The sequence below is a fragment of the Curtobacterium sp. PhB128 genome, assembly GCF_004340725.1.
In the GTDB taxonomy this organism is placed as follows: Bacteria; Actinomycetota; Actinomycetes; order Actinomycetales; family Microbacteriaceae; genus Curtobacterium.
On record NZ_SLUR01000001.1, the window covers coordinates 590,037 to 616,621 of the forward strand.

Annotated in this window: 23 protein-coding genes; 14 read left to right on the top strand and 9 right to left on the bottom strand. The window is 70.8% G+C overall.

Annotated elements, in window-relative coordinates; translation table 11 throughout:
- The first annotated feature begins 309 nt into the window (after window positions 1-309).
- From EDF23_RS02680 to EDF23_RS02700, 5 genes are all read left to right on the top strand, one after another.
- Window positions 310-795, top strand: coding sequence for a flagellar protein FlgN (locus EDF23_RS02680; RefSeq protein WP_131920282.1), 486 nt, complete (start codon window positions 310-312; stop codon window positions 793-795).
- A gap of 4 nt (window positions 796-799) precedes the next feature.
- Window positions 800-2,221, top strand: a complete 1,422-nt coding sequence (flgK, locus tag EDF23_RS02685; RefSeq protein ID WP_131920284.1) for a flagellar hook-associated protein FlgK — start codon at window positions 800-802, stop codon at window positions 2,219-2,221.
- Window positions 2,222-2,223: 2 nt separating this feature from the next.
- Window positions 2,224-3,105: a flagellar hook-associated protein FlgL gene (gene flgL / locus EDF23_RS02690; RefSeq protein WP_243648787.1), complete on the top strand. Its 882-nt coding sequence runs from the start codon at window positions 2,224-2,226 to the stop codon at window positions 3,103-3,105.
- Window positions 3,102-3,470, top strand: coding sequence for a flagellar assembly protein FliW (locus EDF23_RS02695; RefSeq protein ID WP_111086356.1), 369 nt, complete (start codon window positions 3,102-3,104; stop codon window positions 3,468-3,470). Before flgL ends, EDF23_RS02695 begins: the two co-directional genes overlap by 4 nt.
- A gap of 470 nt (window positions 3,471-3,940) precedes the next feature.
- Window positions 3,941-4,900, top strand: a complete 960-nt coding sequence (locus EDF23_RS02700) for a hypothetical protein (RefSeq protein ID WP_131920286.1) — start codon at window positions 3,941-3,943, stop codon at window positions 4,898-4,900.
- A 35-nt stretch (window positions 4,901-4,935) separates the two neighbouring features.
- Here EDF23_RS02700 and EDF23_RS02705 read toward each other — a convergent pair whose 3' ends face one another.
- A complete protein-coding gene (locus tag EDF23_RS02705) occupies window positions 4,936-5,559 on the bottom strand; it encodes a hypothetical protein (RefSeq protein ID WP_131920288.1) in 624 nt (207 codons plus the stop codon).
- A 38-nt stretch (window positions 5,560-5,597) separates the two neighbouring features.
- On the opposite strand from EDF23_RS02705, the gene EDF23_RS02710 reads away from it, so the two are divergent.
- Window positions 5,598-6,515 (top strand): hypothetical protein, encoded by a 918-nt coding sequence (locus EDF23_RS02710; protein ID WP_207895426.1) that lies wholly within the window; start codon window positions 5,598-5,600, stop codon window positions 6,513-6,515.
- Window positions 6,516-6,593: 78 nt separating this feature from the next.
- On the opposite strand, the gene EDF23_RS02715 is transcribed toward EDF23_RS02710, so the two are convergent.
- Window positions 6,594-7,562: a beta-ketoacyl-ACP synthase 3 gene (locus tag EDF23_RS02715; protein ID WP_131920290.1), complete on the bottom strand. Its 969-nt coding sequence runs from the start codon at window positions 7,560-7,562 to the stop codon at window positions 6,594-6,596.
- A gap of 167 nt (window positions 7,563-7,729) precedes the next feature.
- On the opposite strand from EDF23_RS02715, the gene EDF23_RS02720 reads away from it, so the two are divergent.
- Window positions 7,730-8,701 (top strand): aldo/keto reductase, encoded by a 972-nt coding sequence (locus EDF23_RS02720; RefSeq protein ID WP_131920292.1) that lies wholly within the window; start codon window positions 7,730-7,732, stop codon window positions 8,699-8,701.
- Window positions 8,702-8,840: 139 nt separating this feature from the next.
- On the opposite strand, the gene EDF23_RS02725 is transcribed toward EDF23_RS02720, so the two are convergent.
- The 3 genes from EDF23_RS02725 to zapE all read right to left on the bottom strand — a co-directional run bounded on the left by EDF23_RS02725 (window position 8,841) and on the right by zapE (window position 12,121).
- On the bottom strand, window positions 8,841-9,491 hold the full coding sequence (locus EDF23_RS02725) for a tyrosine-protein phosphatase (RefSeq protein WP_131920294.1): 651 nt from the start codon (window positions 9,489-9,491) through the stop codon (window positions 8,841-8,843).
- A 130-nt stretch (window positions 9,492-9,621) separates the two neighbouring features.
- Window positions 9,622-10,896: an ammonium transporter gene (locus EDF23_RS02730; RefSeq protein ID WP_111086361.1), complete on the bottom strand. Its 1,275-nt coding sequence runs from the start codon at window positions 10,894-10,896 to the stop codon at window positions 9,622-9,624.
- 205 nt (window positions 10,897-11,101) lie between these two features.
- Window positions 11,102-12,121 carry a cell division protein ZapE gene (gene zapE / locus EDF23_RS02735; RefSeq protein WP_131920295.1) on the bottom strand — a complete coding sequence of 340 codons (1,020 nt, stop codon included), beginning with the start codon at window positions 12,119-12,121 and terminating at the stop codon, window positions 11,102-11,104.
- 136 nt (window positions 12,122-12,257) lie between these two features.
- On the opposite strand from zapE, the gene EDF23_RS02740 reads away from it, so the two are divergent.
- Both EDF23_RS02740 and EDF23_RS02745 read left to right on the top strand, forming a co-directional pair.
- The gene (locus tag EDF23_RS02740) at window positions 12,258-13,163 is read left to right on the top strand and encodes a sulfurtransferase (RefSeq protein WP_131920297.1); all 906 of its coding nucleotides are present in this window, start codon (window positions 12,258-12,260) and stop codon (window positions 13,161-13,163) included.
- The gene (locus EDF23_RS02745) at window positions 13,160-13,618 is read left to right on the top strand and encodes a SufE family protein (protein WP_111086363.1); all 459 of its coding nucleotides are present in this window, start codon (window positions 13,160-13,162) and stop codon (window positions 13,616-13,618) included. Before EDF23_RS02740 ends, EDF23_RS02745 begins: the two co-directional genes overlap by 4 nt.
- A 70-nt stretch (window positions 13,619-13,688) precedes the next feature.
- Here EDF23_RS02745 and EDF23_RS02750 read toward each other — a convergent pair whose 3' ends face one another.
- Window positions 13,689-14,912, bottom strand: a complete 1,224-nt coding sequence (locus EDF23_RS02750) for an alpha/beta fold hydrolase (protein WP_165900978.1) — start codon at window positions 14,910-14,912, stop codon at window positions 13,689-13,691.
- Window positions 14,913-14,935: 23 nt separating this feature from the next.
- On the opposite strand from EDF23_RS02750, the gene EDF23_RS02755 reads away from it, so the two are divergent.
- The 5 genes from EDF23_RS02755 (at window position 14,936) to EDF23_RS02775 (ending at window position 20,758) form a co-directional block, all read left to right on the top strand.
- A complete protein-coding gene (locus EDF23_RS02755) occupies window positions 14,936-15,517 on the top strand; it encodes a DUF3000 domain-containing protein (RefSeq protein ID WP_123312757.1) in 582 nt (193 codons plus the stop codon).
- 71 nt (window positions 15,518-15,588) lie between these two features.
- A complete protein-coding gene (locus EDF23_RS02760; protein ID WP_131846915.1) occupies window positions 15,589-16,770 on the top strand; it encodes an HRDC domain-containing protein in 1,182 nt (393 codons plus the stop codon).
- Between the two features lie 127 nt (window positions 16,771-16,897).
- Entirely contained in the window at window positions 16,898-18,118 is a 1,221-nt protein-coding gene (locus EDF23_RS02765; protein ID WP_131920301.1) for a thiolase family protein, read from the top strand.
- Entirely contained in the window at window positions 18,115-20,259 is a 2,145-nt protein-coding gene (locus EDF23_RS02770) for a 3-hydroxyacyl-CoA dehydrogenase NAD-binding domain-containing protein (RefSeq protein WP_131920303.1), read from the top strand. Before EDF23_RS02765 ends, EDF23_RS02770 begins: the two co-directional genes overlap by 4 nt.
- Before the next feature lie 136 nt (window positions 20,260-20,395).
- Complete coding sequence (locus tag EDF23_RS02775; RefSeq protein ID WP_131920305.1) at window positions 20,396-20,758, top strand: hypothetical protein; 363 nt, start codon at window positions 20,396-20,398, stop codon at window positions 20,756-20,758.
- A 7-nt stretch (window positions 20,759-20,765) separates the two neighbouring features.
- On the opposite strand, the gene EDF23_RS02780 is transcribed toward EDF23_RS02775, so the two are convergent.
- From EDF23_RS02780 to acnA, 3 genes are all read right to left on the bottom strand, one after another.
- Window positions 20,766-21,500 (bottom strand): hypothetical protein, encoded by a 735-nt coding sequence (locus EDF23_RS02780; RefSeq protein WP_131920307.1) that lies wholly within the window; start codon window positions 21,498-21,500, stop codon window positions 20,766-20,768.
- 68 nt (window positions 21,501-21,568) lie between these two features.
- Window positions 21,569-23,500 carry a 1-deoxy-D-xylulose-5-phosphate synthase gene (dxs, locus tag EDF23_RS02785; protein WP_123292692.1) on the bottom strand — a complete coding sequence of 644 codons (1,932 nt, stop codon included), beginning with the start codon at window positions 23,498-23,500 and terminating at the stop codon, window positions 21,569-21,571.
- A gap of 200 nt (window positions 23,501-23,700) precedes the next feature.
- Window positions 23,701-26,517 carry an aconitate hydratase AcnA gene (acnA, locus tag EDF23_RS02790; RefSeq protein WP_123292691.1) on the bottom strand — a complete coding sequence of 939 codons (2,817 nt, stop codon included), beginning with the start codon at window positions 26,515-26,517 and terminating at the stop codon, window positions 23,701-23,703.
- Between the last annotated feature and the right edge of the window lie 68 nt (window positions 26,518-26,585).

Below are 26,585 nucleotides of genomic sequence, written 5' to 3' on the forward strand. Positions count from 1 at the left end.
GTCGCCCTCGTGGTGCGTTCTGAATGTATCGGCTGGCAATGTCCTGAACAGGGGTTCATCCGTCCCCAGTGCGGGGGCATTCGCGGTGTTTCCCGGTCGGCATTTGGGGGGACCCAGCGCGTAGAACGCCCGTTCCCGTCCCCACATTGGGTGACGTTCGTCCGTTCTGGAGGCGCGGCGAGTGTCCGTCGCACGCAGTCGCGTCCCCCGGGCGCTTACGTCCACCGCCGCCCAGTCGATAGATCCTGGTGTCCGCATGATGGCGGACCGGGGTCCGCCCCGACGAACCACACCACACGGGAGGAGCTGATGAGCGTGAACGACCTGTCCGCCGTGCTCTGGCGCGAACGCGAACTGCTCGAGCTGCTCACCTTCAAGCTCGAGGAGGAGCAGCTCCTGCTCACCGCGGGCCGTTCCCGTTGGGTGTCGCACGCCAGCCGCGAGGTCGAGCAGGTCCTCGAACGACTCCGCAGCACCGGACTCGAGCGCGCCGCGTCGAGTGCCGAGGTCGCCGAGGAGTGGGGCGTCCCCGCCGATGCACCCCTGCGCGACGTCGTCGCCGCAGCGCCGAACGGCCCGTGGGGCGAGATCCTCGCCGCGCACCTGACCGCGATGGTCGAGCTGACCACGCAGATCGGCGCCCTGCGCGACGAGAACGACCGCTTCCTGCGCACCGCCGCCCAGGCCACCGAGGAGACCCTCGCCGGCACCGTGACGACCGCCGCGACCTACGACGCCTCGGGCACCTCCGGTGCCGGCTCCGACGGCGCTCGCCTGTTCGAGGGGACCCTGTAACCCCGTGGTCAGCACCTTCGGCTCCCTCGCCACCGCGTACTCCGGCCTCGCCGCCGCCCGCGCCGGTATCGACGTCACCGGCCAGAACATCGCGAACGCCGGCACCGCCGGGTACACGCGGCAGCGCGTCACGCAGAACTCCATCCCCGCGACGCAGACCGGGTTCATGCGCGGCACCGCCGCCCTCGCTGGTCAGGGCGTCTCCGTCGACGGCATCGCCCGCCTGGCATCGCTGACGCTCGACGTCGGCGTCCGGGTCGCCGCGGGGTCCTCCGCCTACGCCGACGCCCGTGCGACGGCACTGTCCGCCCTCGAGACCGGCCTGCACGAGCCCGGCAAGGACGGCCTGAGCGCCAAGCTCGATGCCTTCTGGTCGTCGTGGAGCGAACTCGCCAGTCACCCCGACGACCCGGGTGCCGCCAGCGCCGTCATCGGCGCAGCGGGCACCGTCGCCTCGGCACTGGCCGCCGGGTCGAAGGCCGTCGACGCGCAGTGGTCCTCGGTCCGGGGCACCGCGGCCGGCCAGGTGACCCAGCTGAACGACGCCGCGAAGCAGGTGGCCGACCTGAACGGGCGGATCCGCACCGCACTCGCCTCCGGCGGCAACGCCAACGAACTCCTCGACCAGCGCGACCAGCTCACCGAGCAGATCGCGACGCTCGCCGGCGGGACGACCCGCACCAACGCGGACGGCACGGTCGACGTCCTGCTCGGCGGCAATCCGCTCGTGCAGGGCACCGACGCCCGCGCCGTCGCTCTCGGCGGTGGCGAACGCCTCGCCGACGGCGCCGCGGTCACCCTGACCTGGACCTCCGGCACCGCCGGCGCGGTGTCCCTCAGCGGCGGGTCGATCGGTGGCACCCTCGCCGTCCTCGCCCCGGCGAACGGGAACGGCACGGGCGGCGCGCTCGCCCAGGCCGCCGCGTCCTACGACGCCGTCGCGACCCAGCTCGCCACCACGGTCAACGCCGTCCATGCCACCGGCACCACCCCAGCCGGCACCACCGGCACCGCGTTCTTCGCCCTCGCGGCGGGCGTCCCCGCAGCGCAGGGCCTGTCCGTCGTCCCGACGGACGGCAGCGGCCTGGCGACGCGGAACGCGGCGGGGCAGCTCGACGACTCGTTCGCCGACGCGCTCTCGCGACTCGGCACGGGCCCTGGCGCCGCCGACACGACCTGGGCGACGTTCGTGGCGGGGGTGGGCACCGCCTCCCGGTCGGCCGCGACGGAGTCGACGCTCACCGGACTCGCCCTGACCAACGCGCGCACCCAGCAGCAGTCGAGCGCCGGCGTCGACCTCGACGAGGAGAACGTGAACCTGCTGAGCTACCAGCACGCGTACCAGGGCGCGGCACGCGTCCTGACCGCCGTCGACGAGATGCTCGACACCATCATCAACCGCGTCGGACTCGTCGGGAGGGGCTGATCGTGATCACCCGGGTGACCACCCAGATGTCGATGGCCGCGGCCTCGGCACGGCTGCAGACCAGTGCGGCGCGCGTGGCGCAGCTGACCGAGCAGGCCACCACGCTGCAGGCGATCCAGAAGCCGTCCGACGACCCGGTCGGCACCGCGTCGTCGATGCAGGTGCGCAAGGAACAGGCCGCCGCCGCGCAGTACACGCGCAACGCGAACGACGCCGTGGCCTGGCTCGCGACCACCGACAGCGCCCTGTCCAGCGTCTACTCGGTGCTGAACAGCGTGCGGGACCTGACCGTGCAGGCGGCGAACTCCGGCACCATGAGCGACACCGACCGCGACGCCTTCATCACGCAGTTCCAGTCGCTGAAGTCCGACCTCGAGGCACGGGCCAACACGACCTACGGCACCCGCTCGGTCTTCGCCGGCGCCTCGACCGCCGCCGCCGCGTACGACCCGGCGACCGGGTGGGCGGCCTCCGGCACGGACGTCTCCCGCCGGATCGGCGACGGCACCACCGTGCGCGTCGACACCGCCGGGGCGGACGTCTTCGGCTCCGGCGCGTCGTCCGTGTTCGGGGTGCTCGACTCCATCGTCAGCGACCTGCAGAACGGGGTGAACGTGAACGCGCGGATCAACGACGTCGACGGCGCGCTCGGGGCCGTCCGCGGCGCCCAGGCCGACGTCGGTGTCCGGCACGCGACCGCCCTCGCCGCGCAGGACTCGCTGAAGACGGCAGCCGTCTCACTCGAGAACCGCCGCGCCGGCATCGAGGACGTCGACCTCGCCAAGGCCGTCCTCGACCTGCAGGTGCAGCAGACCAACTACCAGGCAGCCCTCGCCGTCACCGCGAAGGTCCTGCAGCCGACCCTGATGGACTACCTCCGATGAGCATCTCCCTGACCTTCGCCGTCCCGCCGTTCGGCCTGTCCCCCGCACCGGTCTTCACGCTGACCCCGGTGGACGGCGCCGAGGGCCTGTTCACCCTCGTCGGGGGTTCCTCGCGCTTGTTCGTGCTCGACGCCGCAGTGCACCTGCCGTCGTACTCGCCCGAGCTCACCGACGAGCAGGCCGCGGGGCTCGAGCTGACCGATCCCGCCGACGCGATGCTGCTCGTGGTGGCGAACCCCGGCGCGTCCGGCACGACCGTCAACCTGCTCGCGCCGATCGTCGTGAACGCCCGGACCGCCGTGGGCGCGCAGCTCATCCTGGAGGACCAGGACCTGCCGCTGCGGGCGGAGCTCGCGCGGGCGTAGGTGCTGCGGGGGCTCGTCGGCTGGCTGGCTGGCTGGCTGGTCGACTCGGAACGACGTCCTCGATGTCGTACGACATCAAGTTCGTCGCACCCGCGCGTGCGCAACAGTTGCACGCGCCGCCCGACGACAACATCGACGTCGTGCGACATCGATGTTGTCGCACCTTGCACGGGCGTCGGTCCGGCATCGAACACGCGTACGCCCTCGGCCCGGGGCACCGATCCCCGCAGGCCCCTGTCACCCGTCTACCCCGAACGACGTCCTCGATGTCGTACGACATCGAGTTCGTCGCACCCGCGCGGGTGCAACAGTTGCACGCCCCGCCCGACGACAACATCGACGTCGTGCGCCATCGATGTTGTCGCGCCGTGCGTCCGCCTCATCCCTCCACAGACTGGAGGCCCGGCTCGTTTCCCACAGATCGTCGCTCCGTACCGACATGGTCGGCTCGCACCGCCGATCGTTGAGACATGAACGACCGAGTCCTGGCCATCCCCCTCATCCGCACCGGCGACCATCCGAGCGCTGAACGGCGTGCGCTCCAGCGTCGCGTGCATCGCGGCTCGCTTGCCTCGATTCGGCCCGGCGTGCTGGTCGATCCGTCGCTCGTACAGGGGCTGCGGAGCGAAGACCGTCTGCTCCTGCTCGTCCGGGCGACGGTCCCGTCGGTCGGACTGCCCCGGGCGTTCTCGCACTCCTCCGCGGCAACCGTGCACCGGCTGCCCTTCACCGCAGCGGCTCCCGACCGAGTCGAGGTCGTCGACCCTCGGTTGACCAGGCCGGACACCACGGCGCTTGCCCGGGTCAGACCGGGGCATGCGATCGACGACTCCGGCGGACGATGGGCAGGGACGCCGCCGACCGTGCCGATCGAGATCGACGGGGCACCGGTGACGTCGTTGGTCCGGACGCTCGTCGATCTCTCGGCCACCGCACCGTTGGACCAGGCCGTTCCGATGATCGATCAGGCGCTGCGCGAGCGACGGGTCCTGCCGGAGATGCTCCGCGACGAACTCTCGTCCCACGAGCGCAAGGGGTCCGAGAAGGCGGGGGTGGCGATCGGGATGGGGTCGGCGCTGTCGGGGTCGCCGGCGGAGTCGGTGTGCCGGGTGCGCTTCCGGCAGGTCGGGGCGCCGGAGCCGGTGCAGCAGCACGAGTTCCGACGGACCGGCGGCGGGACGGCCGTCGTCGACTTCTGGTTCCCGCAGCAGGGCGTCGTGGTCGAGGTCGACGGCCGCGCGAAGTACGAGGACCCGGTGATGCTCGAGGGGCGGAGCACCGCCGAGGCGCACTGGCAGGAGAAGCGTCGCGAGGACTTCGTCCGGTCGTTCCCCGAGGTCCGGTTCGTCATCCGGTTGTCGTGGGCTGACCTCATGCAGCCCGACCGCGTGCGTGCAGCACTCCGCCGGGCGGGTGTCCCGTGCCGGTGACGCGCAGGCGGGCGGCTCCGAGGGCCCGGCCGGGATCAGCGGCTCGGCGCCTTCGGGTGGTGTGCACGCTGCCGTTCGACCACGAGCGGTGCACTCGGCACGCCACCGCCGACGATCACTTCGCCGGTGCCGACCCGCACGCCGTGGACCCGCCCGACACCCTTCACCACACCGGCCCGCCGATCGGGGTCGGGCTCGCGGTGGTCGCCCCCGGCTGCGAGCTCGGCGTCACGGACGGCGCCGAGCACCTGCGCACCGGCACCGAGCTCGGTGGGGCCCTCGACGAGGCAGCCGCCCGACAACCGAGCGCCGTCCCCCACGAGCACGTCCGCCCCGGTGGCCGTGATCGTGACGGGCCCCGGGCCCAGTTCGGCAGCGGAACCGATGGTCACCCGGGCCGCGGTGGCGACGACGGTGACCTGGCCCGGACCGAGCCGCGCGCCGGATGCGACGGCGATCGAACCCCCGGCACGCGTCTCGAGCACGACTCCGGGGTACAGCACCACCCCGGCTGAAAGGGTGACGTCCGCGCCGACGAGCACGGAGCCGGGGTCGAGCACCACGACCTCGGGCAGCAAGCCGCGCACCTCGGCGACTGTCAGGAACCCGGAGGCCCGACGAGCGTCGTCAGCCGGACCGGGCGCACCGTCGATGTCCATCCAGCGAGCCTCCCACATGCCCGGCGTACGGTGAGCGCATGGCCCGCTCCCCGAAGGACCAGGCGATCGTGCCGCTGCCGAACGCCCAGGTCTCCCCCATGCCCGACGACTCCCGAACCCCGCAGCCGCAACAACCCGGCGGGTGGGTCAAGTGGCTCGACCGTGCCATCAGCGTCCAGCGCCCGGTAGTCGTGGCGCACGTCAACGCGATCCGCCGACGCAAGCCGGACGCCACCCCCGCCGAGGTCATCCAGATCCTCGAGCGGCAGTACCTCACCGCGGTCACCACCGGTGGCGCAGCGGTCGGTGCGAGTGCGGTCATCCCGGGCGTCGGGATGGTGGCCGCCCTCGGGCTGAGCGGCGCGGAGACGGTCGGGTTCCTCGAGACCACCGCGCTGTTCGCCCAGTCGGTGACCGAGGTGCACGGCATCGCCCTGGACGACCCCGAACGGGCACGGACCCTGGTGATGGCGATGATCCTCGGTGCTCCGGGCGCACAGCTCATCAAGCAGCTCGGCGGGCAGATCGCCGGCGGTCAGGCGCGCACGGCGTTCTGGGGCGAGATGGTGACCTCCTCCCTGCCGAAGCAGGTCGTCAACGGCCTCGGCGGGCAGGTCCGCGACCAGTTCATCAAGCGGTTCGCAGTGCGTCAGGGGACGTCGGTGCTCGGCCGTGCACTGCCGTTCGGGATCGGCGCAGCCGTCGGCGGGCTCGGCAACCACGCGCTCGGGCGGAAGGTCATCCAAGCCTCGCGGACCGGGTTCGGGCCGCCGTCGGCACACTTCCCGATCATCCTCGAGCCCAAGCCCGCGAAGCCCGAGAAGCAGCCCAAGGACAAGCAGCCCAAGGAGAAGCAGCTGAAGGAGCCCAAGCAGCCCAAGCAGCAGAAGCAACTCGGCTGGCGCCGCGGCTCCGCGAAGGACGAGGACCTCTGGTCGGAGACGCCCGAGCGCTGAGCCGGGCGGCAGGCCCGATCAGAACGACCGACGCCCGATCAGAACGACCGACGTCCGATCAGAACGACCGAGGCCCGATCAGAACGACCGCACCGGCGTCCTGACGACCTGTCCGGCGTGCGCGAACCCGCCGCCGAAGCCGAACAACAGCGCGGGGACGCCCTCGGGCAGGTCGCCACGCGCCCACGCCTTCGACAACCCGAGCGGGACGCTGGCGGCCGAGGTGTTCCCGGACTCGACGACGTCGCGGATGACGAACTTCGACTCCCCGCCGAGTGCGGTGACCAGCGGCTCGATGATCCGCAGGTTCGCCTGGTGGAACGCGAACACCTCGATGTCGTCCATGGTGAGCCCGGCGGCCTCGACGACCTTGCGGGCGTGCCCCTCGGCCTCGGTGATGGCCCAGCGGTAGATCGAGCGCCCCTCCTGGTTGAACCGGCCGGGCGTCCCCTCGACCCGCACCGCGTCGAGCAGGTGCGGCACGCTGCCCCACGAGACGGGCCCGATCTCGGGGACGTCGGCGGCGCCGAGCACGGCGGCCCCGGCCCCGTCACCGACGAGCACGCACGTCGACCGGTCGGTCCAGTCGGCGATGGCGGAGAGGGTCTCGGACCCGATGACGAGCGCGACGTCGGTGGACCCGACGCGGATCGACTGGTCGGCAAGGGCGAGCGCGTACTCGAACCCGCTGCACGCGGTGTTGATGTCGATGGGCGCCGGACCGTTCGTCATCCCGAGCGCGGCGGCGACCCGACCGGCGGTGTACGGCGCACGGTCCTGGTGCGTGGTGGAGGCGACGATGACGAGTCCGACGGCCGAGGGCGACACGCCGGCGTCGGCGAGGGCGTTGCGGCCCGCTTCGATCGCCATCGACGTGACGGTGTCGTCCGGCCCGGCGATGTGGCGGGTCTGGATCCCGGTCCGGGTGCGGATCCACTCGTCGTTGGTGTCGACCATGGTGGAGAGTTCGTCGTTGGTCAGGATGCGTTCGGGCTGGTGGCGACCGAACCCGAGGATCCGGCTGCCACGGAGTGCTGGGGTGTTCACCGTCGTCACGGTACTCCTCCCCCGAACCAGAACATGCCCCCGACGGCATGCGGCGGCGCAGCGACGCAGGGACGCAGCACCGCGACCAGCACTACAGCGATCCAGCATGCAGAACCGGTACTCCCAGGGCCTGGCAGGGTGCCCCTCGGAGCGCGTAGACCGGACCCATGGACTACACACACCTCGGACGGACAGGGCTGTCGGTTTCACGAGCAGTGCTCGGCACGATGAACTTCGGCCCGGAGACCACTGAAGACGACTCGCACGCCATCATGGACCGGGCCCACGAGCTCGGCGTCAACTTCTTCGACACCGCCAACGGCTACGGCGGCTCGGTGGGCAAGGGCGCCACCGAGGAGATCATCGGCCGCTGGTTCGCGAAGGGCGGCGGCCGTCGCGAGAAGACGGTCCTGGCGACCAAGGTCTACGGCGACATGATCGACTGGCCGAACGGCGGCAAGCTCAGCGCGTTGAACATCCGTCAGTCGCTCGACGCCAGCCTGCAGCGCCTGCAGACGGACCACATCGACCTGTACCAGTTCCACCACGTCGACCGTGCGACCCCGTGGGACGAGATCTGGCAGGCGATCGACGTCGCCGTGCAGCAGGGCAAGGTCCTGTACGTCGGGTCGTCGAACTTCGCCGGCTGGCACATCGCCCAGGCGCAGGAGGCCGCGAAGCGCCGCCACACCTTCGGCCTGGTGAGCGAGCAGTCGATCTACAACCTGGTGGTGCGCGACATCGAGCGCGAGGTCCTGCCCGCCGCCCGCGAGTACGGCCTCGGCGTCATCCCGTGGTCGCCGCTGCAGGGCGGCCTGCTCGGTGGTGTCATCGAGAAGACCGAGAACGGCTCCCGCCGTCTGTCGGGTCGGAGCGCCGAGTACGTCGAGGGGCACCGCGACCAGCTCACGGCCTACGAGTCGTTCGCCAAGGAGCTCGGCCACACGCCCGGCGAGCTCGCCCTCGCGTGGCTCCTCCACCAGCCCGGTGTGACCGCGCCCATCACCGGCCCCCGCACGATGGAGCAGTGGGAGTCCGCGGTCCGCGCCGTCGACATCCGCCTGGACCAGCGTGCGGTGGACCGGCTCGACGAGATCTTCCCGGGGCACAAGACCTCACCGGAGGACTACGCCTGGTGAGCTGACGGAACGGGCCGGGACCACGGCCCGCGATCAGGGCCACGGACGGGAGGCACGGTGCGCGTCGGACGCGCACCGTGCCTCCCGTCCGCCGTTGCGACCACCGCACGTGGCGAGCCGCCAGGACGACGCACGCCCGTCAGAGCGCTGCGATCTCCGCGTCCGTCAGCCCGGCCCAGCGCAGGTACGCGGTGACGCTGCCCCACCGCGCGTCGACGTGCCGGACCACGGTGGTCATGGTCTCCGGCACGCACCGTTGCGCGACGGCGGTCGCCTCGGGGTCCGTGCTGACTGCACGCTCTGCGGCGAACCGATCGGCCAGCCCGACAGCGCTGGCGGCGTAGTCGTCGCCGACGGCCTCGATCGACGCACCCCAGAGCCGGGCGAGCAGTCCGCTGACGACGCCGGTGCGGTCCTTGCCGGCGGAGCAGCAGACGAGCACGTCACCGTCGGACCGGGCGATCGCACGGAAGGCGGCGGCGATCCCGGTGCGGTGGCGCTCGAGCCAGTCGGTGTACTGCTCCTCGAGCTGCACGGCCTGGGCGCCGGACTCGACGGTCGACGGGTCGAACAGCGGGACGAGCCGGTAGCCGTCGGTGGTGCCGAGCGGGTGCGGGACACGGGCGACCTCGTCGTCACGGCGCAGGTCGACCACGGCCGCGAGTCCGTGCGGGTAGGCGTCGGCACCGACGTGTTCGGTGTTGGCGCGGTACACGGTGCGGGGTCGGCTGTCCTGCAGGCCCGGTCCCCCGACCTCGCGCAGGTTGGTGAGGGTCGACGTCGTCGTCATGCCGTCAACCCTGCCAGACGCCAGACGCCAGATGACCGACGCCGGACCGCACGACGACGGGCCCCGCGCTTGCTGTGTGCGCGGGGCCCGTCGTCGTTCGGGTGGTGCTGGTGGAGCTGGTGTCTGCTGGCTAGCGGACCGAGACCGGCGAGTCGTCGGTCTGCTCGTAGAGGACGTAGCCCTCTTCGCCGTGGACCGCGGTGTCGATGCCGGCGACCTCGTCCTCGGTCTTGACGCGGAAGCCGATCGTCTTCTCGATGAGGAAGCCGATGACGAACGCCAGGACGAAGGAGTAGATGCCGACGGCCAGGGCCGCGGTGGCCTGCTTGCCGAGCTGCTCGAACGAGCCGGAGTAGATCAGGCCGGTGTCGTTGGCGAAGAAGCCGAGGTACAGCGTGCCGACGATGCCGCCGACCAGGTGGACGCCGACGACGTCGAGCGAGTCATCGAAGCCGAGACGGTACTTCCAGTCGATGGCGAAGCAGCAGATGATGCCGGCGACGAACCCGAGCAGGATGCCCCAACCCGGGGTCAGGTTGGCACATGCCGGGGTGATCGCGACGAGACCGGTGACGGCACCCGAGGCGGCGCCGACCGACGTGGCCTTGCCGTCCTTGAGCTTCTCGACGAGCAGCCAGCCGAGGATGGCAGCGGCCGGTGCGGCGAGGGTGTTGACCCAGGCGATCGCGGCGATGCCGTCAGCGGCGCCCTCGGAGCCGGCGTTGAAGCCGAACCAGCCGAACCACAGGATGGCGGCACCGAGCAGGACGAAGGGCGGGTTGTGCGGCTTGTGTGCACCCTTGGCGAAGCCGACGCGCTTGCCGAGGACGAGCGCCAGGGCGAGACCTGCTGCACCGGCGTTGATGTGCACCGCGGTGCCACCGGCGAAGTCGATGACCCCCCACGTGGCAGCCCAACCCGAGGTCAGGTTGAAGACCCACGAGGCGACCGGGAAGTAGACGACCGTGACCCAGATGCCCGCGAAGACCATCCAGGCGCCGAACTTGGCGCGGTCGGCGATGGCGCCGGAGATGAGCGCGACCGTGATGATCGCGAACGTGGCCTGGAAGCCGACGAACGCCATCGACGGGTACGCCGCCTGGATGTTCGAGGACTGCGCCTCCTCGAAGGCCTGGCCGAGGCCGATCTGGTTCCAGTCGATGCTGAAGAACCCGACGACACCGGAGACCGCCGTGCCGTCACCGTGGTTGGCGAAGGCGATCGCGTAGCCGTAGAGCACCCACAGGACGCTCACGAGTGCGATCGCACCGAACGACATCATCATCATGCTGATGACGGACTTGGCCTTCACCAAACCGCCGTAGAAGAAGGCCAGGCCGGGTGTCATGAACAACACCAGCGCCGCCATGACCAACACGAACGTCGTGTTGCCCTGATCAAGCATCTGTTCACCTCTCGATTGCACGAGCGGCTCTTGGACCGCCTCGGGTGACACCGAGTCTGGCGAGGTGACGTTTCACGAGGGGGCACGATGTGTTTCGCGGATGTAACGCGACGGCGCGGTTTGTAAACGTCGTGTTTCGCACGGCCCGATGCCCCCTGGACAGGGGGTGCACCGACCGGTCAGCGGATACCCCGGGCGGTGGGGGTCAGTCCTGGGCGCGGCTCAGGGCCACGACACGGCTCGCTGCGCGCAGGTACTTCTTGCGGTAGCCGCCGTCGAGCATGGCGTCGGGGTACACCTGGTCGAGCGGCGTGCCCGAGGCCACGATCCGGACCTGGGCGTCGTACAGCCGGTCGACGAGCGCGACCCACCGGAGCGCGTCGGTCTGGTCTGTGAACGCCCGGACGTCGGTGAGCCCGACGGCGTCGAGGTCCTCGACGAGTGCAACGTACTTCGACGGGTGCACCGAGCCGAGGTGCGCGACCACGGCCGAGAAGTCGTCGAGCGTGACGGTGCCGGCCGGCAGTGCCGCGGCCACGTCGGACACCACACCCGCCGACTCGTCGACCGCGCGGCGGCGGTAGTCGAGCCCATCGATCCGCATCGTGTCGAACCGGTCGGACATCGCCTGGATCTCCCGCAGGAAGTCCTGGGCCGCGAACCGACCCTCGCCGAGCGCGCCCGGAGGTGTGTTCGAGGTGGCGGCGAAGCGGGTGCCGGTCTCGGTCAACTCCTTGATCAGGCGGGTCATGACCATGGTGTCGCCCGGGTCGTCGAGCTCGAACTCGTCGATGCAGACCAGCGCGGTCCCCCGCAGCAGGTCGACCGTGCCCTGGAACCCGAGCGCGCCGACCAGCGCCGTGTACTCGATGAACGTGCCGAACGTCTTCCGCCCGGAGGCCGCGTGGTATGCCGCCGCGAGCAGGTGGGTCTTGCCGACACCGAACCCGCCGTCCAGGTAGACGCCCGACTTCGCAGCGGGCTCGACCGGCTGCTTGCGGCGGCCGAACAGGCCGCGACGGGGCGCTTCGGTCGGCCCGGCCGCGACGAACGCGGCGACGGCGTCGCGCACGTCGGCCTGCGAGGCGTAGTCCGGGTCCGGGCGGTACGAGTCGAACGAGGCGTCCGCGAACTGGGGCGGTGGCACGAGTGCCGCGGCCATCTGCTGCGGGGTCACCTGGGGGTCACGGTCGACGAGGTGCGCTGGCGCGGTGTTCGTGGACAATCAGGAACCCTTCCGGGAAGCAAGTCGTGCGGTGTCACGTTGCGGCTGGGGCACGGTACGTCCGCGTACCGTTGCCCACAGGCACCGACGACCGATCCTAGTCCGGTGCCGGATGACCACCTGGAGGTAGCCCACCATGACCGCACCGGTCGACCCGTCCGAGAAGTTCACCGCCTACGCCCACCCGGAGCGTCTCGTCTCCACCGAGTGGCTGCAGGAACAACTGGACGCCCACACCCCCGACCCGGTCGTCGTCGAGTCCGACGAGGACGTCCTGCTCTACGAGACCGGACACATCCCCGGCGCCGTCAAGATCGACTGGCACACCGACCTCAACGACCCGGTGCAGCGCGACTACATCGACGGCGAGGCGTTCGCCGAACTGCTCGGCAGCAAGGGCATCGGCCGCGAGACCACCGTCGTGCTCTACGGCGACAAGAACAACTGGTGGGCCGCCTACGCCCTCTGGGTCTTCTCGCTGTTCGGCCACGAGGACGTCCGTCTGCTCGACGGCGGCCGTGCGAAGTGGATCGCTGAGGACCGCGCCCTCACCACCGACGAGACCGTCGTCACGCCGGCCGAGTACCCGGTCGTCGACCGGATCGACACCGAGATCCGTGCCTACAAGGACGACGTGCTCGCCCACCTCGGCAAGCCCCTCATCGACGTGCGCAGCCCGGGCGAGTACGACGGTTCCCGCACCACCGCGCCCGACTACCCGGAAGAGGGTGCGCTGCGCGGCGGCCACGTCCCCACCGCGGTGAACATCCCGTGGGCGACCGCCGCCGCACCGGACGGCACCTTCAAGCCGCGCGCCGAACTCGACGCCATCTACCGCGAGGGCGCCGGCATCGGCGATGCGGACGAGGTCATCGCGTACTGCCGCATCGGCGAGCGGTCGAGCCACACCTGGTTCGTCCTCCAGCACCTGCTCGGCTACGACAGCGTCCGCAACTACGACGGCTCGTGGACCGAGTGGGGCAGCGCCGTCCGCGTCCCGATCGTGCAGGGCGCGGAGCCGGGTACAGTTCCGAACCGATGAACGACAGCACCGAGGCCACCCTCCCCGCCACCCTCGCCGAGATCCGCGACGACTTCCTCGCCCTGGGCCAGAAGGACCGCCTGCAGCTCCTCCTCGAGTTCTCGAACGAGCTGCCCGCGCTGCCCGAACGGCTGCAGGGGCACGAGGACGAACTCGAACGGGTCGAGGAGTGCCAGTCCCCCGTGTTCATCACGGTGACCGTGGGCGAGGACGGCGACGCACCCGACGTCGTCCGCATGCACGCGACCGCGCCGCGCGAGGCGCCGACCACGCGCGGCTTCGCCTCCATCCTGGCGCAGGGCCTGAGCGGCCTGACGGCAGCGCAGGTGCTCGCCGTGCCGGCGGACTACCCGTTGACGATCGGGCTGTCCGAGGCGGTCAGTCCGCTGCGGATCCGCGGCATGGTGGGCATGCTCGGACGCGTGCAGCGTCAGGTGCAGGCTGCGGTGTCGTAGACGCGACCCTGGGCAGACGGGAGGCCCGTGGCGGATCCGCCACGGGCCTCCCGTCTGTCTGTCCCTGCGTCTACCGCGCGCTGGCCGCCCCGCGACGCTGGACCACCTCGGTGAGCCACGCGAGGATGCGGGCGTCGAACCAGTCGACGTCGTGGTTCCAGAGCTTGGTGTGCCGGGCCGTGGTCTGCACCTCGAGCCGGACCAGGTCGGGCCGTGCGCGTGCGAGGTCGTGCGAGGCCGAGGACGGCACGAACCCGTCGTCGTCGCTGTGCAGCAGGAGGATCGGCACCGTCAGTTCGGCGGACCGGGTGACCATGTCGAGCTCGCGCAGGTCCACCGGCTGCTGCAGGCCGGCGAGCCGGTGCAGCACCGGGGTGCGGAGCAGGCGCTGGGCGACCTTGCGGACCGGCCGCGGCAACCCCATGAGCTGGCTCTGCGACTTGAGCACCGCGTGCCAGTCGACCACGGGTGACTCGAGCACCACCCCGTCGACGAGCCCGGCGAAGCGTGAGCGCAGCAGGGTCTGGAGCACGACGGCACCGCCCATCGACCACCCCATGAGCACGACGCTCTGCGCGTTCTGGGCACTGAGCCACCGGAGGACGGAGTCGATGTCCTCCCACTCGGTGCTGCCGAGGCCGTAGCGGCCGTCGACGCTCGGCGGTGCGACGCCGTCGTTCCGCCACGACGCGAGGACGACCGAGTAGCCGGCGGCACGGAAGACGGGGACGGCGCGGATGGTCTCGGCGCGGGTGACACCGCGGCCGTGCACCAGGACGGCCCACGGGGCGTCCGGGTCGTCGGCACGGACGACCCAGGCCGGTGCGGGGCCGTTCGGGGTGGGGATGTCGATGTCCTCGACGGGCACGTCGAGCTCGCCGGGGGTCAGGTAGAACCAGCCGCCCCAGCGACCGCGGCGTGCAGCGGTCGGGTCGCCGGCGTCGATCGCGATGATGCGGCGCGTGACCGTGGTCTCGGTGGTGCCGAGGACCTCGCCGACGCGCATGTGGCCGGTGCCGGCACCGAACCAGAGCGAGTACCGGCCCTGCAGCTCGGTGTCGGCGGTCCGCTCGATGGTCACGGTCATCCGGACCGGGTCGACGGCGTGGATCGGGACGCGTTCGGTGCGCTTGCGGTCCGGGGTGACGACGGCGCGGGCGACGGCGGCGACGAAGCCACCGATGACGGCCGTTCCCACGGCGGCGGCGGCCAGACCGGCGCCGAGTGCGATGAACCCGGCCGATCGTGCGGTCTCCTGGACGGCGTCCTCGGCGGGTCGCGCGGATCGGGACATGGCCCGGAGCCTAGTCTGCATGTGTGTCCGAAACCCGAGAGCCCGACGCCTTCGCGCGGCTCCGCGCGTTCGTGTCCTCCGGCAGCAGCCGTTCCGAGACCACCGTCACCGAGATCCCCTCGCCCACGCGGATCGCACCGTTCTCGATCGCCCTGGCGGCGGACGTGTCCGGCACCGCGCACGGCGTCGAGTCGGACCTCGGCACCGGGCGCTTCATCGCCCTGTACGACCCCGAAGAACCCGAGGGCTGGGGTGGTGCCTTCCGGGTCGTCTCGTTCGCCCAGGCGCCGCTCGAACCGGAGATCGGCGTCGACGAGTTCGTCGCCGACGTCACGTGGAGCTGGCTCGTCGACGCGCTCGAGACGCACGGCGCCGAGTACGACCACGCCTCGGGCACGGCCACCAAGATCATCTCGCGCGGGTACGGCGACCTCGCCGCACAGGGCGACGGCGCCCAGCTGGAACTCCGCGCATCGTGGACGCCGCGCGGTGACGACCTCACCGCGCACGTCCGGGCATGGCAGGACATCGTCGCCATGCTCGCCGGTCTGCCTCCTGCCTCGGACGGCGTGACCCTGTTGGCCCCGAGGAGGCTCGCCAAGTGACCGACCCCGTCAGTTCGACCCCCGGTGCACCGGACCCCGCGTTCGAGGACTCGCACGAGGCCGTCAAGGTCATCGAGTCGCGCGACGACTACCTGGCCGCCGTCGCGGCGATCGCTGCGGGTCACGGCCCCGTCGCCGTCGACGCCGAGCGCGCCAGCGGCTACCGCTACTCGCAGCGCGCCTACCTGATCCAGGTGTTCCGCCGCGGTGCCGGCGCGTTCCTGTTCGACCCGATCCCGATCGGCGACTTCTCCGAGCTGCAGGCGGCCATCGTCGACGAGGAGTGGCTCTTCCACGCCGCGTCGCAGGACCTGCCGTGCCTGCAGGAGGTCGGCCTCGTCCCGACCCGCATCTTCGACACCGAACTCGGCGCACGCATCGCCGGGTTCCCCCGGGTCGGGCTCGGTGCCGTCGTCGAGCAGCTGCTCGGGATCACGCTCGCCAAGGCGCACTCGGCGGCCGACTGGTCGACCCGACCGCTGCCGCAGTCGTGGCTGGTGTACGCATCGCTCGACGTCGAACTCCTGCCGGACCTGCGCGACGCCCTCGCCGCGAAACTCGACGAGGCCGGCAAGTCCCGCATCGCGGAGGAGGAGTTCGACGCGGTGCTGCACCGTGCCCCGAAGCCCGTCCGCGCCGAGCCGTGGCGCCGGCTGTCCGGCATGCACGCGCTCCGTGGCGCCCGCGCGCTCGCGATCGCCCGGTCGCTCTGGCTCGCCCGTGACGAGTACGCCCGCGCGGCCGACATCGCTCCCGGGCGCACCATCCCCGACGCCGCGATCGTCGCAGCGGCGGCCGCCGCACCCGCGTCGCGCGCCGAACTCGGCGGTCTGAAGGCGTTCACGGGGCGGGCCAGCCGGTCCGAGCTCGACCGCTGGTGGGCCGCGGTGGACGAGGGCCGGACGACCGAGGACCTGCCGAAGCTCCGCGGATCCGGCGAGGCCACGCTCCCGCCGCCCCGCGCCTGGGCCGACCGCAATCCCGCGGCCGACCGCCGGTACAAGGCCGCCCGTGCTGCGGTGACGAAGCGGTCCGAGGAGCTCGACATCCCGCTCGAGAACCTGCTCACCCCGGAGACCCTCCGGGTGGTGTCGTGGGCACCGCCGTCGCCACCGTCGACCGAGCTGGTCGGGGCTGCCCTCGCCTCGCACGAGGCCCGTCCGTGGCAGGTGGAGGAACTGGCCTCGGTCATCGCCTCGGCCTTTGTCGCTGCTGCACAGCAGCCCGCGGCGACGGATGACGTCGAGTCGTAGGAACCGCCCAACCGGCATGCGGCCGCCCAGCCTGGGGGCATAGCGTCGGGAGCGTCGCCGGGCGAGGCCCGGCCGGCCGGAGCGATGAGCGTTCCGGCCCGATCGAAGAGGATCTGGGAGGCCCGGATTGCCAAAGGCATCAGACGTCGTGTTCGTGGACGGAGTACGGACGCCGTTCGGACGAGCCGGCGAGAAGGGGGTGTTCTGGAAGACCCGGTCCGACGACCTCGCGGTGCACGCGATGCGCGGACTGCTCGACCGGAACGCCTCGCTCGACACCGCAGCGGTGGACGACGTCGCCGTCGCGGCGACCACGCAACAGGGTGACCAGGGGCTGACCCTCGGCCGCACCGTCGGCATGCTGGCCGGCCTGCCGAAGTCGGTCCCGGGGTACGCGATCGACCGCATGTGCGCCGGTGCCATGACGAGCGTCACGACGCTCGCGGGCGCCATCGCCTTCGGTGCCGCGGACATCGCGATCGCCGGCGGCGTCGAGCACATGGGACGCCACCCGATGGGCTTCAACTCCGACCCGAACCCGCGGTTCATCGCCGAGCGCATGGTGTCCAGCGACGCACTGGTGATGGGCTCCACCGCCGAGCGCCTGCACGATCGCTTCCCGGCGATCACGAAGGACCGCACGGACGCCTACGCCGTCCAGTCGCAGCAGCGCTACGCCGCCGCCTGGGCAGCTGGCAAGCTGCAGCCGGAGATCATCCCGGTCGAGGTGAACAAGGGCGACGGCTGGGACGTCGTCAGCACCGACGAGCCGCCGCGTCCGGGCACCACGCTCGAGGCCCTGGCCGCGCTGAAGACCCCGTTCCGTCCGCACGGGCGCGTCACCGCCGGCAACGCCGCCGGCCTCAACGACGGCGCGACGATGAGCTTGCTCGCCTCGGCCGAGGGCGCCAAGGAGCACGGCCTGCCGACGAAGATGCGCATGGTCTCGTTCGCCTTCGCCGGCGTCGAGCCCGAGGTCATGGGCGTCGGCCCGGTTCCCGCGACCGACAAGGCGCTCTCGAAGGCCGGCCTGTCGATCGACGACATCGGTTTGTTCGAGATCAACGAGGCGTTCGCGGTGCAGGTGCTCGCGTTCCTCGACAACTACGGCATCGCGCAGGACTCCACGAACGTCAACGCGTGGGGCGGCGCGATCGCCGTCGGCCACCCGCTGGCATCGAGCGGTGTCCGCCTGATGAACCAGCTCGCCGCGCAGTTCGCCGAGCGCCCGGACGTCCAGTACGGCATCACCACGATGTGCATCGGTCTCGGCCAGGGCGGCACCGTCATCTGGGAGAACCCCGGCTTCAGCAAGTCCGCAGCACGTTCGGCTCGGAAGGGGGCATGAGCATGACCACCGTCGACACCGACCGTCTGTCCGAACTCAGCGAGGACGAGGTCGTCACGCACTCGTTCGTCAAGCACGTCACGATGCCCTCCGGTGGCACCCTGGCGCTCATCACGCTCGACAACGGCAAGGACTACAAGCGTCCGAGCACCCTCGGGCCGCGGACGCTGCGCGAACTCTCCGGGGTGCTCGACACCCTGAAGACCGAGGCGACCGCCGGCACGATCCAGGGCGTCGCGATCACCGGCAAGGAGTACTGCTTCGCTGCCGGTGCCGACCTGTCGCAGGCAGCGTCCGTGCCGTCGCGGGACGTGGCGCACGACCTCGCGGCCCTCGGCCACGCCACCCTCCGCAAGCTGTCCGACCTCGGCGTGCCGTCGTTCGCGTTCATCAACGGCATCGCCCTCGGCGGCGGGCTCGAGATCGGACTGCACTGCACCTACCGGGTGTTCTCGTCCGCGGCGCAGGGCATCGGCCTGCCCGAGGTCTTCCTCGGCATCATCCCGGGCTGGGGCGGCGCGACACTGCTCCCCCGCCTGATCGGTCCGGAGCGCGCGCTGCGGGTCATCGTGGAGAACCCCCTCAAGAACAACCGCCTGATGGACGGAGCGGCCGCGGTCGAGATCGGCATCGGCGACGCGCTGATCCCGTCGGTGACGTTCCTGCCGTCAGCCGTCGCGTGGGCCGACGGCGTCATCGCCGGTCGTGTGTCGGTCAAGCGGCCCAACGAACCGGGCATGCTCGAGAAGGCTGCCTGGGGCACGGTCGTCAAGGTCGCCCGTGGGCAGGTCGCGTCGAAGATCGGGACGGTGCCGAAGTCGCCGTTCCGCGCGCTCGACCTCGTGGCCGCCGCTCGCGGCGGTTCCCTGGACGAACGGTTCGCCGACGAGGACGACGCCCTCGCCGACCTGCTCTCCGGTGACCAGTTCGCCGCGTCGATGTACGCGTTCGACCTGGTGCAGAAGCGTGCGAAGAAGCCCGTCGGTGCTCCGGAGGGTGTCGAGCCGAAGAAGATCACGAAGGTCGGCGTCCTCGGTGCTGGTCTCATGGCATCGCAGTTCGCGCTGCTCTTCGCCCGACGACTCGGCGTCCCCGTCGTGATCACGGATGTCGACCAGTCCCGCGTCGACGCCGGTGTGGAGCGGATCCGCGGTGAGGTCGGCAAGCTGCTCGAGAAGGGGCGGATCTCCCCCGACGACGCGAACCGCATCACCGCACTCGTCAGCGGGTCGGTGTCGTACGACGCCTTCGCCGACGCCGACTGGGTGATCGAGGCCGTCTTCGAGGAGATGAGCGTCAAGCAAGAGGTCTTCCGGAAGATCGAGCAGGTCATCGCGCCGGACGCCATCCTCGCCACCAACACCTCGTCGTTGTCCGTCTCCGAGATGGGCTCGGTGCTGTCCGACCCGTCGCGCCTGGTCGGGTTCCACTTCTTCAACCCGGTCGCCGTGATGCCCTTGCTCGAGGTCGTCCGCACCGCCGCCACCTCCGACGAGACGCTCGTCACGGCACTCGCCGTCGCGAAGACCCTCAAGAAGACGGCGATCATCACGGCCGACCAGCCGGGCTTCGTCGTCAACCGGGTGCTCGCACGGGTCCTCGGTGAGGCGATGCGCGGCGTCGAGCAGGGCACCTCGTTCGACGTCGTGGCGGCCGGTGCCGCGCCGCTCGGACTGCCGATGTCGCCGTTCGAGCTGCTCGAGCTCGTCGGTCTGCCGGTGGGTGCGCACGTGCTCGACTCGCACCACGCCGCCTGGCCGGAGCGCTTCTACCCCGGTGACGGGCTGAAGAAGATCGCCGAGTACGGGAAGATCCTGACCCGCGACAAGAAGGGCAACGCGACCGGGTACGACCCCGCTGCCGTCAAGCTCGTCGCGCCGTCGAAGAAGGACGCGAAGCCCGTGGACGCCGCCGCGATGCAGCAGCGCTTCGAGGACGCCCTGGCCGACGAGCTGCACCGCATGCTCGAGGACGAGGTCGTTCAGCACGTCGAGGAGATCGACCTCGGCCTGATCCTCGGTGCGGGCTACCCGTTCCAGGCCGGTGGGATCAGCCCCTACCTCGACCGCAGTGGGGCGTCCGAGCGCGTCTTCGGTGGGAGCTTCCACGACCCGCTGATCGTCGGCCCGGCTTCCCGCTAGCCGGCGCGAGTCCCCCCCCCCCCGCACAACCGAAGTCACCCCGCACCGCAGATCGCCGTGGTTCGGGGTGACTTCGGTTGTGCGCCGGGATGGAGCGCCGGCCTCAGGAACGCCCGCCCCGGCGTACGGTGCAGGAGTGACGCAGGAGTGGTGGGCACCGAGAACCGCCGCAGGGCCGTCCGTGGTCCTGCCGGTCCCGCTCGACGCTGTACCGGCCCTGCTCCGGCGAGCAGTCGACGCCGTTCCGGGTGCCGCGGCCATGGAGATCCGCGACGACGGCGCCGTCATCGCCCGCCGGACGTCGTTCGCGATGCGGGCCGAGAACATCGTCCTGACCTTCCGGCGCGAGTCGGCTTCGTCGTCCCGCGTCCAGATCCTCCGCGAGGGCCGCGACGGTCTGGACTCCGGCCAGGTCCTCTGGGTGACGCCGATGGCGCGGGCGATCCTCGCTGCGCTGCGGTCAGCAGCTGCACCAGGTCCGGCAGCGCCCCCGTCGTGAGCCGCCGTCAGCCGCCCACGCAGTCGTTGCTGCCGCTGAAGCACGGCGGGACCGACGGCCGTGGTGCCGGCGGCCCGGGCGGCTCGTTGTCGTACGACGTGAAGTACGCGGCGCTGTGCGTCACGACGAGCACGTAGTCCGCCCCGCTCGCCCGGACAGCGCCGTCGCGTCGGTCGACGCCGAGACCCGGGGCGGACTGCACGACGGACGATCCCTCCGACTGCCACAATCCGAGTGACCCGTCCCAACCGCGGACCCGCACGACCGCGAACCGGTCCTGCCCGAGGTCGTTGCCGAGTGCGATCGACTGCCGCCCACCGATGTCGACCAAGTACGGTGTCGATCCGTCCGGCTGGATCGCCTGTGCCACGAGGTCCTCGTCGGTCAGGCCGCCCGTGCGCAGCGCCGGTCCGGCGATGCGCACCGCGTCGACCGGTGTGGTTGCACCGTCGATCGTGTACACCGCTCCGGCGTCGATCCGACACGTCGTGCCCGAAGCGGGCTGGAAGAACCCGGAGTTGCTCGCGTGGCCGCACGAGTCGGTCCAGGTGGCATCGACCCGGTGGACTGCGGCGGTGCCCTCCCAGTCGACCACACGGTGCATCGTCTGTCTGGCGCCGACCCGGGCATCTGCGCCGAGCTCCGGCGTGACCGTGCCGTCGTTCATCGCTGCGCACCCTGAGGACAGCGCCACCACCGCGAGACCGATCGCCACCGCCGTCGTCCTGAACCCCCGTCGCATGCGGCGATCCTGCCAGACGTCCCCGAAGGACATGCCCCTGTCGGCATGCGTGACCCTCCGCGACCCGCCTAGCGGTCGGCGGACTCCCGCGACCGCGCGGGCTTCGCCTGCGGCAACTTCGTCCCGACGACCTGGTCGATCACGTCGCGGGCGATCGCCTGCGCCGTCAGCCCGACGTCGGCGAGGATCTGCGACCGGGTCGCGTGGTCGATGAACTCGTCCGGCAGCCCCAGCTCGTTCACACCCGTGTCGACCCCGGCGGCCCGCAGGTCCTGCCGGAGCCGGGTCCCGACGCCACCGACGCGCACGCCGTCCTCGATCGTGATGACGAGCCGGTGCGTCCGCGACAGCTCGATGAGCGAGCCCGGGATCGGGACCACCCAGCGTGGATCGACGACGGTGACGCCGATGCCCTGCGCCTCGAGCAGCGCCGCGGCCTCGAGCGCCGTCGGCACCATGGAGCCGACGGCCACGAAGAGCACGTCCTCGACGCCGTCCGCAGCGGCGTGCAGCACGTCCACACCGTCGGGGAGACGACGCACGGCGGGGATGTCCGGCCCGACCTGGCCCTTCGACCACCGGAGCACGGTGGGGGCGTCGTCGACGGCGATCGCCTCGCGGAACTCCTCGCGCAGGGTCGCTGCGTCACGGGGTGCGGCGATCCGGATGCCGGGCACGACCTGCAGCAAAGCAAGGTCCCACATGCCGTGGTGCGACGGCCCGTCCGGTCCGGTGATGCCGGCGCGGTCGAGCACGAACGTCACGCCGGCCTTGTGCAGCGCGACGTCCATCAGCACCTGGTCGAAGGCGCGGTTGAGGAAGGTCGCGTAGAGCGCCACCACGGGGTGCAGGCCGCCGTAGGCGAGACCGGCGGCGGTCGTCACGGCGTGCTGCTCGGCGATGCCGACGTCGTACACGCGGTCGGGGTGCTGCTCCTGGAACAGGTGCAGTCCGGTCGGTCGGAGCATCGCTGCCGTGATCGCGACGACACGGGGGTCCGAATCGCCCACAGAAGCCAGGGTCGACGCGAACACCGAGGTCCACGACGGACCCGACGCGGCGTCGAGCGACTCCCCCGTCTCCGGGTCGATGTGCCCGACGGCGTGGAACTGGTCGGCCTGGTCGCGCAGGGCCGGCTCGAACCCGTGGCCCTTCTCGGTGATCGCGTGCACGATCGTCGGGGCGCCGTAGGCCTTCGCCTGCCGGAGCGCTGCCTCCATCGCACGCTGGTCGTGTCCGTTGACCGGCCCGATGTACTTGATGTCGAGGTTCGAGTACAGCGCCTCGTTGTTCGTGAAGCGCGACAGGAACCCGTGCAGCCCCCCGCGCATCCCGCGGTACACCGCCCGGCCGGGAGCGCCGAAGCGGTCGGCCACGGCCCGGGAGGTCTCGTAGAGCGCCCGGTACTCACGCCGCGTGCGCATGGAGCTGAGGAACCGCGCCATGCCGCCGATCGTCGGAGCGTACGAGCGGCCGTTGTCGTTGACGACGATGACCAGGCGGCGGTCGTTGTCGTCCGAGATGTTGTTGAGCGCCTCCCACGTCATCCCACCGGTGAGGGCGCCGTCACCGACCACCGCGACGACGGTGCGGTCGGTCTGTCCGGTCTGCCCGAACGCGCGGGAGATCCCGTCGGCCCAGGACAGGGACGACGACGCGTGCGAGGACTCCACGATGTCGTGCTCGGACTCGCTGCGCTGCGGGTAGCCGGCGATGCCGCCCCGCTCGCGGAGCTTCGAGAAGTCCTGCCGCCCGGTGACGAGCTTGTGCACGTACGACTGGTGCCCCGTGTCGAACACGAAGGGGTCGTTCGGCGAGTCGAACACCCGGTGCATCGCGAGCGTCAGCTCGACCACACCGAGGTTGGGCCCGAGGTGCCCACCGGTCTTCGCGACCTCGGCCACCAGGAACCGGCGGATCTCGGCGGCGAGTTCGGTCATCTGCACGTCGGAGAGACGCTTCAGGTCGCGCGGCGACGTGATGCTGCTGAGCAGGCTCACGGGCGCTCCTTTCGTGGGGGCTGTCGGCCCACTCTATTCTCGTGGACTCCCATTCAACCGACCTCGCAGGCTCGGTCGGCGCTGGCGCCGCGCGCCGCTGGCGCGTCGCATCATGCGGAGCGCGCGGGAGGCCCGTGGCGGGTTCGCCACGGGCCTCCAGTCCGTCCTGTGGTCGCGTCAGCGACCCGTGCTCGGCTCGCTCAGACGAGCGACCGGAGCACGTACTGCAGGATGCCACCGTTGCGGTAGTAGTCGGCCTCACCCGGGGTGTCGATGCGGACGACCGCGTCGAACTCGACCGGCTGCTTGCCGGCGGGCGAGTGCTCGCTCGGCGTCGCGGTGACGTGCACGGTCTTCGGGGTCCGGCCTTCGTTGAGCTCGGTCAGGCCCGAGATCGAGACGACCTCGGTGCCGTCGAGCCCGAGGGACTCGACCGTCTCGCCCGCCGGGAACTGCAGCGGGACGACGCCCATGCCGATGAGGTTCGAGCGGTGGATCCGCTCGAAGCTCTCGGTGATGACGGCGCGGACGCCGAGCAGGTTCGTGCCCTTGGCCGCCCAGTCGCGCGACGAACCCGAGCCGTACTCCTTGCCACCGAAGATGACGAGCGGGATGCCCTGCTCCTGGTAGTGCTGCGAGGCGTCGTAGATGAACGACTGCTCGCCGTCGGCGGTCGTGAAGTCACGGGTGTAACCGCCCTCCACGCCGTCGAGCAGCTGGTTGCGCAGGCGGATGTTCGCGAACGTGCCGCGGATCATCACCTCGTGGTTGCCGCGACGCGAGCCGTAGGAGTTGAAGTCCTTGCGGTCCACGTCGTGCTCGGCCAGGTACTTGCCGGCCGGGCTGTCCGCCTTGATCGAGCCGGCGGGCGAGATGTGGTCGGTCGTGACCGAGTCACCGAGCTTCGCCAGCACGCGGGCGCCGGAGATGTCGGACACCGCGTCGGGCTGCATGGTCATGCCCTCGAAGTACGGGGGCTTCCGCACGTAGGTCGACTCCTGGTCCCACTCGAAGGTGTCGCCCGTGGGGGTCGGCAGGTTCTTCCAGCGGTCGTCGCCCTCGAACACGGAGCCGTACTCGTGGGTGAACATCTCGGTGTCGATCGACTCGTCGATGACCTGCTGGACCTCGGCCGCGTCGGGCCAGATGTCCTGCAGGTAGACGTCGTTGCCGTCCTGGTCCTTGCCGAGGGCGTCCTTGTCGAAGTCGAAGTGCATCGACCCGGCGAGGGCGTACGCGATGACCAGGGGCGGGGACGCCAGGTAGTTCATCTTGACATCGGGGTTGATGCGCCCCTCGAAGTTGCGGTTGCCCGACAGGACGGCGGTGACGGCCAGGTCGTTGTCCTGCACGGCCTGCGAGATCTCCTCGGGCAGCGGGCCCGAGTTGCCGATGCAGGTGGTGCAGCCGTAGCCGACCGTGTAGAAGCCGAGCTGCTCGAGGTATGTCGTGAGACCGGCCTTCTCGTAGTAGTCGGTGACGACCTTGGAACCGGGGGCGAGCGTCGTCTTGACCCACGGCTTCGAGGTGAGGCCCTTGGCGGCGGCGTTCCGCGCGAGGATGCCGGCCGCCATCATGACGGACGGGTTCGACGTGTTCGTGCACGAGGTGATCGCGGCGATCGCGACGGCACCGTGGTCGATCGTGAACGGGTCGGCCCCGTCCATCGCGACCTTCGTCGGGGCCGAGGCCGTCGACGGGGCGCTCGACACGTAGACGTGCTCGTGCAGGTTGGTGTCCTCGTTGGTCGAGCCCGCGGCGATCGGGTCGGAGGCCGGGAAGGTCTCCTCCACCGCGTCGTCGAGGTCGGTCTGCTCGCTCGGGGTCGTGTAGTTGTTCAGGTCGACCTCGAACTGGTCCTTCGCCTTGGACAGTTCGATGCGGTCCTGCGGACGCTTCGGCCCCGAGATCGACGGCACGACCGTGGAGAGGTCGAGTTCCATGTACTCGGAGTACGCCGGCTCGACCGAGGCGTCGTGCCACAAGCCCTGGGCCTTGGAGTACGCCTCGACCAGGGCGATCTGCGCCTCGTCGCGACCGGTCAGGCGCAGGTAGTCGAGCGTGACGTCGTCGACCGGGAAGATCGCTGCGGTCGAGCCGAACTCGGGCGACATGTTGCCGATGGTGGCGCGGTTCGCGAGCGGGACGGCGCTGACGCCCTCGCCGTAGAACTCGACGAACTTGCCGACGACACCGTGCTTGCGGAGTTCCTGCGTGATGGTGAGCACCACGTCGGTCGCGGTCACGCCGGCCGGGATCTCACCGGAGAGCTTGAAGCCGACGACCTTCGGGATGAGCATCGACACCGGCTGGCCGAGCATCGCTGCCTCGGCCTCGATGCCGCCGACGCCCCAGCCGAGCACGCCGAGCCCGTTCACCATCGTGGTGTGCGAGTCGGTGCCGACGAGGGTGTCCGGGTAGGCGTAGGTCTCGCCGTCGAAGTCACGCGTGTAGGTGACCTTCGCCAGGTACTCGATGTTGACCTGGTGCACGATGCCGGTGCCCGGCGGGACGACCTTGAAGTCCTCGAACGCGGTCTGGCCCCAGCGGAGGAACTGGTAGCGCTCCCCGTTCCGCTCGTACTCGAGGTCGGTGTTGCGCTGGAGTGCGTCCGTGCTGCCGAACAGGTCGGCGATGACCGAGTGGTCGATGACCATCTCGGCCGGGGACAGCGGGTTGATCTTGTTCGGGTCACCGCCGATGTCCGCCATCGCCTCGCGCATGGTGGCCAGGTCGACGATGCACGGCACACCCGTGAAGTCCTGCATGACGACGCGCGCCGGCGAGAACTGGATCTCGGTGTCCGGATCGGCGTCGGGGCGCCAGGAGCCGAGCGCGCGGATCTGCGCCTCGGTGACGTTCTTGCCGTCCTCGGTGCGGAGGAGGTTCTCGAGCAGCACCTTCAGGCTGTACGGGAGCTTCTCGTGCCCGGGCACCGTGTCGATCCGGTGGATCGCGTAGTCGACACCCCCAACCGACAGTGTGTCCTTCGAGCCGAAGCTATTGACTGCAGCCACCGTGCCGCCTCCCTACTGATCGGTTTGCCCTCATCATCGCGGGCCGTGGTCCGTCCCACCAGCAAGGC